The organism is Acidovorax sp. LjRoot204 (assembly GCF_056175785.1).
Genome location: NZ_JBGFFF010000161.1, coordinates 1 through 9,707, shown reverse-complemented (window position 1 = coordinate 9,707; position 9,707 = coordinate 1). Strand labels below are relative to the sequence as shown.

Below are 9,707 nucleotides of genomic sequence, written 5' to 3'. Positions count from 1 at the left end.
CCACCTGGACAGGGTGGGACATGATCTCGCCCACTGCCTGGGGTTGCCCACCACGCCCCATGACCAGTGTGCGCAACCGCTGCCCAAGCCCTTCATGGGTGTCCAGGTTGGCTAGCCGCATGAAGTCGGCCACCGTCACGATACCGATCACCTGGCGCTGCGCATCCACCACCGGCAGCGCCTTGATTTGCTGCAAACGCATCAGGGCCCACGCCTCCTTCAGCGACACGCCGGCCTCCACAGCGTGAGGCGGACTGGACATGATGTCCGCGCAGCGCAACTCTCCCAGGGTTCTCTGGAAAGCTGCGCGGCCCGCCAGGTGCAACAACCCCTCTAAATCCGCCCGGCTCACATCGAGCACCTGGTTGTAATGGGCCAGCGCCGCATCGACATCCGACGCAGTGAAAGCGCCCTGACTCGTTGCCACCCGCGGCGTGACACGCTGAGGATGTGGGTAGCGACGGCCTGTCAAACCGTTGTAGACCACGGCGGCGATCAACAGGAGTACGACGTTGAACAACACCGGGAATGCCGCAAGGTGCCACCCATCGCCAGAGGTCAACACCACGTACAACGCCATGGCCCCACCCGGAGGATGCAGACAACGCAATGGCACCATGAGCGCGATGGCCAGCCCCACTGCCACAGCCCCCGCCAGGGCCTTGTCCGGAATCAACGCAGAGCAGACCGCCCCCACCAGCGCCGACAAGGTGCTGCCACCCAACACTGGCCAGGGCTGCGCCAGCGGGCTGGAGGGCATGCCAAACACCAGCACGGCACTGGCGCCCAGAGAAGCCACCATCCACGGCCCAGTGTCATTCCCCTGGGCCCACCAGCGGCTGAGCCATGCCGTGAGCAGCACACCGATCACCGCGCCCACCACAAAGCGCAGGCGCTCTTTGCCATCAATACCCAGCGGGGCGGGCCAGAAATGCCGCAGCCATTCGGCCAGGCGCGCCACCAATGGCGGCCGGGACGGCGCAGAAGGAGAAAGGTCGGAGGGGGAAGAAGGAGGCATACAGAATAAAAAAGCGGATGCAACCGCAAGCTGCATCAACTCGGCGCAGACTGGATGGTGGCCGGCTCCGAGCAGTCAACAACACTATCACTCCGCCGGGCCATCTCGCCATATGCGACGGGTCTGATGATCAGTCCACGATTGTGCAGGCAGGGCCATGCTGCAGGAGCGCGAGAGGTCATCGGTCCGTCGGAACACCTCCGGGCACCGGTCGGTGCCGCTACCGCCTCCCTGCTGGAAACTACCTAGAACGCAGGCTCAAATCGGCCACCCGAACCCAAAAAACACGATCTATACTGCACAAAAAATTAATACATGCATTTTAATTCATATTTCAAAGTTACCCCCTGGCTGCGGTAGCCATCAACGTTCGCAGCCATGTCACGCGGATTCGTCAGGCCTCTAGCAGCGAAGACAGAGAACCCACGGAAGCCACGCCCCATGCACGCGGAACCCCACGCCAGCGCCGGTACGGGTAACCCATAGGTATTCACCACCGAACGCTTGCAGTAAATTACTTTAAGCCTAAACAAAGGAGACAAGCCCCATGACCACCCGCCGCCTCGTCATCAGCCGCAGTGCCGCCCTCGTTGGCGCAGCATCCACGGGCCTGCTGCTGCCCTCCATCGTGCGTGCTCAAAGTGGCAAGGTGCGCGTGGGGTTCATGTTGCCCTACACCGGCACCTTTGCTCAACTGGGTGTGGCCATCGAAAACGGCGTGCGCCTGGCCATCGACCAGCAGGGAGGCAAGCTCGGCGGCCGCGAGATCGAATGGTTCAAGGTCGATGACGAGTCCGAGCCCAGCAAGGGCGTGGAAAACGCCAGCAAGCTGGTCCAGCGCGACAAGGTCGATGTGCTGATTGGCACCGTGCACTCGGGCGTGCAGATGGGCATCCAGAAGGTGGCGCGCGACACCGGTGTGCTCAACCTCATCCCCAACGCGGGCGTGCACGCCGCCACCCGCGCGCTGTGCGCGCCCAATGTATTCCGCACTTCGTTCAGCAACTCCCAACCCACCCTGGCGCTGGGCAAGGCCATGGTCGAAAAGGGCCACAAGAAGGCCGTATGGATCACCTGGAAGTACGCTGCTGGTGACGAGGCGTTTGAGGGCTTCAAGGAAAGCTACACCAAGGCCGGCGGCACCATCGTCAAGGAGCTGGGCCTGCCCTTCCCCAACGTCGAATTCCAGGCGCTTCTGACCGAGATCGCGGCCCTCAAGCCTGATGCCGTGGCCTGCTTCTTCGYCGGTGGCGGCGCGGCCAAGTTCATCAAGGACTATGCGGCGGCCGGCCTCAAGGACAAGATTCCGCTGTACGGCTCGGGCTTCCTCACCGAGGGCGTGYTGGACGCTGCCGGCCCCGCGGCCGACGGCATCATCACCACCATGCACTACAGCGATTCGCTGGACACGCCGCGCAACAAGCAGTTCCGCTTGGAATACGCCAAGGCCTTTCGCAGTCAGCCCGACGTGTATGCCGTGCAAGGCTACGACACCGGCCTGCTGCTGGTGCAGGGCGCCAACGCGGTCAAGGGCGACCTTTCTGCCAAACCGGCCGTCATTAAGGCGATGGAAAGCGCAGTCATCGACAGCCCACGCGGCAAGTGGACGATGAGCAAGTCGCACAACCCCGTGCAGGACATCTACCTGCGCCGCGTCGAGAACAAGGAAAACAAGGTGATCGGCGTAGCCGCCAAGGCACTGGCCGACAGCGGCGCCGGTTGCAGGATGGGATAACACCCCCTGAGGCGCTGCGCGCCTTCCCCCCGTTCTCGCAGCGCTGCGCGCAACTGGCGGGGGACGCAGCCCTCGCTGCGGGGCGGCCCTTGCCCGGCTGCCCTCCATGGGGCCGCGCCAGTTACCAACTCCACGGGTACATCGCCCGCACAAGGCCGTTTTCACCAGTGGCTGCCAGCCACATCGGCAGGCCGCCAACATCACCACATTCATGGACTTCGCCACCTTCCTGATCCAGCTGCTCAACAGCGTTCAATACGGCCTGCTGCTGTTCATGCTGGCGGCCGGGCTCACGCTGATCTTCGGGATCATGGGCGTGRTSAACCTKGCGCACGGCAGCTTYTACATGCTGGGGGCTTACCTCGCGTATTCGCTCTCAGGGCATTTCGGCAGCCTGGCGTTGGCCATCGTGGGTGGCGCGCTGCTGTCGGTGGTCTTCGGGCTGGCGCTTGAATGGCTGCTCTTTCGCCACTTCTACCACCGCGACCACCTGGACCAGGTATTGCTGACCTTCGGGCTGATCTACATCTTTGAAGAACTGCGCTCCATCCTGTGGGGCGACGATGTGCAYGGCGTGCCCATCCCCAAGGTACTGGACTGGTCGATTCCGCTCACCGACACCCTCTCCTACCCGGTCTACCGGCTGTTCATCTCGGGGGTGTGCATCGCACTGGCGGTGGCCCTGTACCTGCTGATCTCCAAGACGCGTTTGGGCATGAAGATCCGCGCGGGCGCCTTCAACCGCGACATGGCCGAGTCGCTGGGCGTGAACATCAAGCTCATCCATGCCATCGTCTTCGCGCTGGGTGTAGGCCTGGCGGCCGTCGCGGGCATGGTGGCTGCACCGGTGTCCAGCGTGTACCCGAACATGGGCTCGTCGGTCCTCATCATGTGCTTTGTGGTGGTGGTGATTGGTGGCATAGGCTCAGTACGGGGAGCGCTGATTGCGGCGCTGCTGGTGGGCCTGGTCGATACGTTTGGCAAGGTGCTGCTGCCGCAGGCAGCGGGCATGCTGGTCTATATGCTGATGGCGGCCGTGCTGCTGTGGAAACCCGAAGGCCTGTTTAAGCAATGATTACCCCCACGCTCATCACTTCGTGTATCTCGCTGCCCCCCCAGGGGGCCTTCGCTGCCTTGGGGCGGCCCGGCGGCCGCTCATGAGCACCCCGCGCGCCAATATCGAAGTGCTGCCGCGCAGCGTTCAGTTCGCCCTGGCACTGGGGCTGGCTGCGTTGCTGCTGTTCCCTGTGGTGGGCAGCGACTTTTACGTACAGATGGTCACCCGCATGATGATCATGGCCATCTTTGCCATGAGCCTGGATCTGCTGCAGGGCGTGACCGGACTGGTATCACTGGGCCATGCTGCGTACTTTGGCGTGGCGGGCTACGCCCTGGCCTTTCTCACCCCCGCAGACATGCCGGTCAGCCTGTGGTGGTCGCTGCCGCTGGCCGTGGCGGTGTCCGGCCTGGTGGCACTGGTGATCGGGTTCTTTGTGGTGCGCACCCACGGCATCTACTTCATCATGGTCACCATGGCTTTTGCGCAGATGGTCTTCTACCTGTTCTTCGACAACAAGGTGCTGGGTGGATCGGACGGGCTGTAYATCAACTTCCGGCCCGATGCGTCGCTCTTCGGCTGGCTGCCGTTCGATCTGGAGGGACGCAAGACCTTCTACTACTTTACGCTGGCGCTGGTGGTGCTGGTGTACGTGCTGCTGCGCCGCCTGCTGTGGAGCCCGCTGGGTCGCGCGCTGGCGGGCATCCGCATCAACGAGCACCGCATGCGCGCCATGGGCTTTGGCACACGGGGCTACAAACTCACCGCCTTCACCATCGCCGGGGCGCTGGCAGGCCTGGCGGGTTACCTGTGGGGCGCGCAGACCGGCTATGTGAATCCTGAGCTCATGGGATTTCACATGAGCGCGCACGCCATCATGATGGTCATTCTGGGCGGCATGGGTAACTTTGCAGGCGCCATCGTGGGTGCGTTTGCCTTCGAGTACCTGCTGCACGTGTTCAAGGACATCAGCAAACACTGGCAGCTTCTGATGGGAGGCTTCATCGTGCTGGTGGTGGTGGCCGCGCCGCGCGGGCTGCTGGGCATGTTTGCGCAGCGGAGCGCAGCCAAGGCTTCGGAGGGATCGCACCATGGCTGAAGTCCTGTTGTCTGCACAGAAGGTCACCAAACGCTTCGGCGGCCTGGCTGCCGTCAATGGTGTTTCGGTGGACCTGTGGCGGGGCAAGATCCATGCGGTGATCGGCCCCAACGGCGCTGGCAAGTCCACCCTGACCAACCTGCTCTCGGGCGACCTGCCTCCCACCTCGGGCCAGGTGCTGCTGGGCGGCACCAATGTGACCGGCTGGGCACCCGAACGCATCTCGCGCCAGGGCCTGGGCCGCAGCTACCAGAAGACCAACATCTTCCTGCCRCTCACCGTGCACGAAAACGTGCGCCTGGCGGCCCAGTCGCGCGAGGCACAGCAGCCCTGGAACCCGTTGCGCTGGTGGCAGGACACCCGCTCGGACACTATCAAAAACAGAGCAACCAGCGCACGTCTTGAAAGCGCTATCGAGCTGTCTGGTCTCAAAGACCGGCGCATGGCCATTGCGGGTGCCATGAGCCACGGCGAGCAGCGCCAGCTGGAAATTGCCATGACCCTGGCCACCGAGCCGCAGGTGCTGCTGCTCGACGAGCCCCTGGCCGGCATGGGGGTGGCCGAGGCCGAGCGCATGGTGGAGCTGCTGCAGCGACTCAAGCCTGCCCACGCCATGATGCTGGTCGAGCACGACATGGATGCCGTGTTTGCGCTGGCCGACCGCCTGACGGTGATGGTCAACGGCGAGGTGATTGCGCATGGCACACCGCCCGAGGTTCGCGCCGATGCCACCGTGCAGGCCGCCTACCTGGGGGAGGACCACTGAGATGATCACTCCATGGATCGATGCCAAGGGCATCCACACTTTCTACGGCAGCAGCCACATCCTGCACGGCATTGATTTCACCGTGGGCCAGGGCGAGACCATCGGCCTCATGGGCCGCAACGGCATGGGCAAGAGCACCCTGCTCAAGTCGCTGATGGGCCTGGTCAAGCCCCGCTCGGGCAGCGTGGCCGTGGCGGGCCGCGACATGACTGGCAAGCCTCCCTACGAAGTGGCCCGGCTGGGCATTGCCTACGTGCCCGAGGGCCGTGGGATCTTCGGCAACCTGAGCGTGGTCGAGAACCTGCAGATGGCCGCCCGCGCCGGCACACGTGGGCAGCGCGACTGGACCTACGAGCGCGTGCTGGAGACCTTTCCGCGCCTGAAGGAGCGCCTGGGCCACGGCGGCCAGCAGCTCAGCGGTGGCGAACAGCAGATGCTCACCATCGGCCGCGCACTGATGACCAACCCCGACGTGCTCATCCTCGATGAAGCCACCGAGGGCCTGGCGCCGCTGATCGCACGCGAGATCTGGCGCATCTGCAGCCTCATCAAGGACAGCGGCATCAGCAGCGTGATCGTGGACAAGAACTGGAAGCACGTCACGCAGATCACCGACCGCAACGTCATCCTGGTCAAGGGCCAGGTGGTGTTTGACGGCAGCTCGGACGCACTGCATGCGCAGCCCCTGCTGCTGGAGCAGTACCTCGGGGTTTGAGCGCACCGGCTACAGCCAGCCCGGGATAAAGCGGGAGCTCGGTGGCCGCGTAGCGGCTCGACCTACTAGCGCGGGCTGATCGTCACCGGCACATTCAGCTGTGCGGACAAACCCGCCGAGTCTTTGGCTGTGACCACCAGCTGATAGCTGCCAGCCACCGGCTTGGGCCAGTTGGCCCTGATGGTGCTTCCAGACACTACAAAGCCCATGCCCAATGGCACACCGGTGATGGAGACGGAGAGCGAGGTGGCGCCCGGCGAGGTGATGTTGATGCTGCCGGACAGCGGTTGACCGGCTACGCCCACCATGGCTGAGGCCGTGATCACCGGCCCTGCCGTGGCGATCTTGACCGTGAAGACGCCCTTGCCCGACAAGCCCGTCTTGGTGTCCTTCGCCGTCAAGGTCACGCTGTACGTACCAGCCACCGGTTTGGGCCAGCTCACCACACCATCTGCAGCCACAAGCATTCCCGATGGAGCCCCTGCAAGGGAATACGCCACCGGATTGACAGCGCTGACATTCGCCTTGAAAGACAGAGCGACACCAGGGCGGCCTGTAATGCTCGCGCTTTCGATCGTCGGGGCCACCGGAGCGATCACGTTGATGTTGTAAACCCCCTGCCCAGTGAGCCCCGTCTTGGTGTCCTTTGCCACAACGGTGACGGCGTAGGCCCCTGCCACAGGAGCCGGCCACGACACCACACCTGCAGCACTGATCGACATGCCAGTGGGCGCACCGRCAAGGCTCAGAGTCACGGGGTTGGGAGCGTTGACGGACACCGTGAAGGTCAGTGCCGCACCTACGGTACCGCTGATACTGGCCGATGTGACCACCGGCGCTGGCGCAGGTGCTGCAGCGCCAGCCAGCAAGCCCACCAGCGCGCCGGCATTGGGAGTACCCAGGCCTGTCAACTGGTCATAGCCAGGCCCGGCCGAGCAAGTACCGCAGACGCCGTGGCTGCCCAAGCGAATGTCGGAAAAACTGCTCGCATAGTTGGATGCCACTGCGCCTATCTGCCCATAGAGCAACGCGTGCCCACCGCCCATCACTGGTCGCGCAGCTTGCTGCCTGCCTGCGTTGGCCACTGCTACAAGTCCGGCCCACATGGGTGCTGCCAGGCTGGTACCGCCTGCACTGATCCATTGCACAGCACTGCTTCCTGGCTGCATCACCGCCACGTACTGCCCGGTGGCAGGGTCGGCATTCATGGCCACATCAGCCACCGTGCGACGCACCAGCGAGCCAGTACCCGGCACAGACGACTTCTGGTACACCGGCACGGCGATGAAGCCGCTGGTACCACCACCCGTGCCCGACCAGCTCACCTCACTGCGCGCCCCGCTGCCGGAATAGGTCAGGGTTGTGCCGCCCACCGCGATGACATTGGAAGAAACTGAAGGCCAGTTCACCCCTGCGCCAGAATCGCCGGTCGCCGCCAGATAGGTCATTCCCGCGGCAGTAAAAGCAGAGTCCACAGAGGCTGTCCATGCACCTTCCTGCGCACCGAAGCTCATGGACACCACTCCCGGCCCCATGGTGTTGGCCAGCCGTACGGCGCCCAGCAAGCTGTTCACCGATGCGTCGGGCGCCTCCACAAGAACGATACGTGCCAGCGGCGCAATCGCATGCACCCACTGAACGTCCAACGCGATTTCCGTCGCCCACCCGGCGTCGTATGCGGGCGCCACGCCAGAAATGCCGCCGGATGCTGTGCTGTAAGCCACCCACAATTCGCAACCCGCTGCAGGGGAGGCAGCGGCCAGGGGCAGCCCAGTGGTTACTGGCAACACCTTGGCAGCACAGGTGGGCAACCCGAACTTCTGATTAAAAGCTGCCAGTTCGGCTGCCACGTTGGGGTTGTGCTTCGCTCCAATGACATACACCGTCTGCCCTGCCCCCAGTTGAGCGGCTTGGGCTCCGGACGGCTTGGAGCCTACAGCGGGCAACGCGCCGAAGCCGTAGGCCGCGCGTACCTGAGCGACCGAATAGGTGGTGACCACACCTGTACCTGCGAGAGGCGCTGCCAGCGCATCCTTGGGCCCCGTCCAGGTCATATTCGCCGACTTCTGCTGCACCTCCTCCAGGGTGGAGGGTGTGAGACGGCGGGTGGACAATGCCTTGAACATCTCCGGCACCGGCTGCGACTTGGGCGCACTCCGCGCGGACTGGTTGGCATCCTCCACGTCCATGTCGTCAGGAGCCTCTAGCACCACTGGCGCGATGTGGAACGTGGGCTGCGCCCCCAAGCTCTCCACCTCTGGCGGCAACATCTCGGCAGACACTTGCAGCGTCGTGGTGGTGGAGGCCACGTCGCTGAGCCCTTCCGTGTCGGCAGAGCCGCCGCACCCCAAGACAACCAAGGGAACGACAGAGAGCAACGCCCAGCGAGCATGCTGGGGCTTGCGAGTGAAAAGGTGACGGCGGGTCTGCGTTGGCATTCTGTTCTCCAGGACATGCGGGAATCACACCGCACACACCGAAGAAAGCCGGGATGCAAACACCTGTGAGGATTGCCGACGCGCCCTGGAGCACCCCCCCAAGCACACACCCTGGAGAACCGTGGCAACCCCGCTGCCATGCCCATTCAAAAGGGGTTAGACCGGTGGCTTTGCGACCCCGACTTTCGTGCGGGTGTGCCTTGATGGAGTAAATGTAATTGTTTGAAACGGAAAAATCAATAAATTTGATAATAATTTCAAATTTATCACCTAACTACCAGGAGTGCCAGACTCCATCCACCGCATGCACACGCACCCTTGATAACCCGGGTCGCGAGCAGCCCCCCCGTCGTTAGAATCATTCGCTCTATCGACTCAGGAAGAACGTTTTGTCCGATCGCCTCGCCGTACTGCCCCAATACGCTCTTCCCAAACGCGCACTGACCACCCTGGCGGGCAAGTTCGCATCGGCCCGGCTGGGCGGCCTCACCACCTCGGTGATCCGCTGGTTCGTGGGTCGCTACAACGTCAACATGGCCGAGGCGGCCAACCCCGACATTGCCAGCTACACGTCGTTCAATGACTTCTTCACGCGGGCGCTCAAGTCCGGCGCCCGCCCGCTGGCCCAGGCCGATTTGATCTGCCCTGTGGACGGTGCGATCAGCCAGTTTGGCCCCATCTCCAAGGACCAGGTTTTCCAGGCCAAGGGGCACACCTACTCCACCACCGCCCTGGTGGGTGGCGATGCGGCCGCCGCAGCCCGTTTTGACAACGGCCACTTCGCCACGCTGTACCTGAGCCCGCGCGACTACCACCGCATCCACATGCCTTGCGCGGGCGAGCTCACGCGCATGGTGCATGTGCCGGGCGACCTGTTCT

General features: G+C 63.7%; 8 protein-coding genes and 1 riboswitch. Of the genes, 6 read left to right on the top strand and 2 right to left on the bottom strand.

The window, feature by feature from the left end:
- Positions 1-1,018: HPP family protein (locus AC04MI_RS20725; RefSeq protein ID WP_476498577.1), on the bottom strand; the 1,018-nt coding region annotated here is incomplete at its 3' end.
- 547 nt (positions 1,019-1,565) lie between these two features.
- Here AC04MI_RS20725 and AC04MI_RS20720 point away from each other — a divergent pair.
- The 5 genes from AC04MI_RS20720 to AC04MI_RS20700 all read left to right on the top strand — a co-directional run bounded on the left by AC04MI_RS20720 (position 1,566) and on the right by AC04MI_RS20700 (position 6,390).
- Complete coding sequence (locus tag AC04MI_RS20720) at positions 1,566-2,753, top strand: ABC transporter substrate-binding protein (RefSeq protein WP_476498576.1); 1,188 nt, start codon at positions 1,566-1,568, stop codon at positions 2,751-2,753.
- Positions 2,754-2,964: 211 nt separating this feature from the next.
- Positions 2,965-3,828, top strand: coding sequence for a branched-chain amino acid ABC transporter permease (locus tag AC04MI_RS20715; protein WP_476498575.1), 864 nt, complete (start codon positions 2,965-2,967; stop codon positions 3,826-3,828).
- Between the two features lie 82 nt (positions 3,829-3,910).
- Positions 3,911-4,909 carry a branched-chain amino acid ABC transporter permease gene (locus tag AC04MI_RS20710; protein WP_056063564.1) on the top strand — a complete coding sequence of 333 codons (999 nt, stop codon included), beginning with the start codon at positions 3,911-3,913 and terminating at the stop codon, positions 4,907-4,909.
- Complete coding sequence (locus AC04MI_RS20705) at positions 4,902-5,675, top strand: ABC transporter ATP-binding protein (protein WP_436077158.1); 774 nt, start codon at positions 4,902-4,904, stop codon at positions 5,673-5,675. Before AC04MI_RS20710 ends, AC04MI_RS20705 begins: the two co-directional genes overlap by 8 nt.
- Before the next feature lies 1 nt (position 5,676).
- Positions 5,677-6,390: an ABC transporter ATP-binding protein gene (locus AC04MI_RS20700; RefSeq protein ID WP_436077157.1), complete on the top strand. Its 714-nt coding sequence runs from the start codon at positions 5,677-5,679 to the stop codon at positions 6,388-6,390.
- 65 nt (positions 6,391-6,455) lie between these two features.
- On the opposite strand, the gene AC04MI_RS20695 is transcribed toward AC04MI_RS20700, so the two are convergent.
- Positions 6,456-8,828: a S53 family peptidase gene (locus AC04MI_RS20695; RefSeq protein ID WP_476498574.1), complete on the bottom strand. Its 2,373-nt coding sequence runs from the start codon at positions 8,826-8,828 to the stop codon at positions 6,456-6,458.
- 120 nt (positions 8,829-8,948) lie between these two features.
- A riboswitch (cyclic di-GMP riboswitch) is annotated at positions 8,949-9,038 on the bottom strand.
- 179 nt (positions 9,039-9,217) lie between these two features.
- On the opposite strand from AC04MI_RS20695, the gene asd reads away from it, so the two are divergent.
- Positions 9,218-9,707: archaetidylserine decarboxylase (asd, locus tag AC04MI_RS20690; RefSeq protein WP_476498573.1), on the top strand; the 490-nt coding region annotated here is incomplete at its 3' end.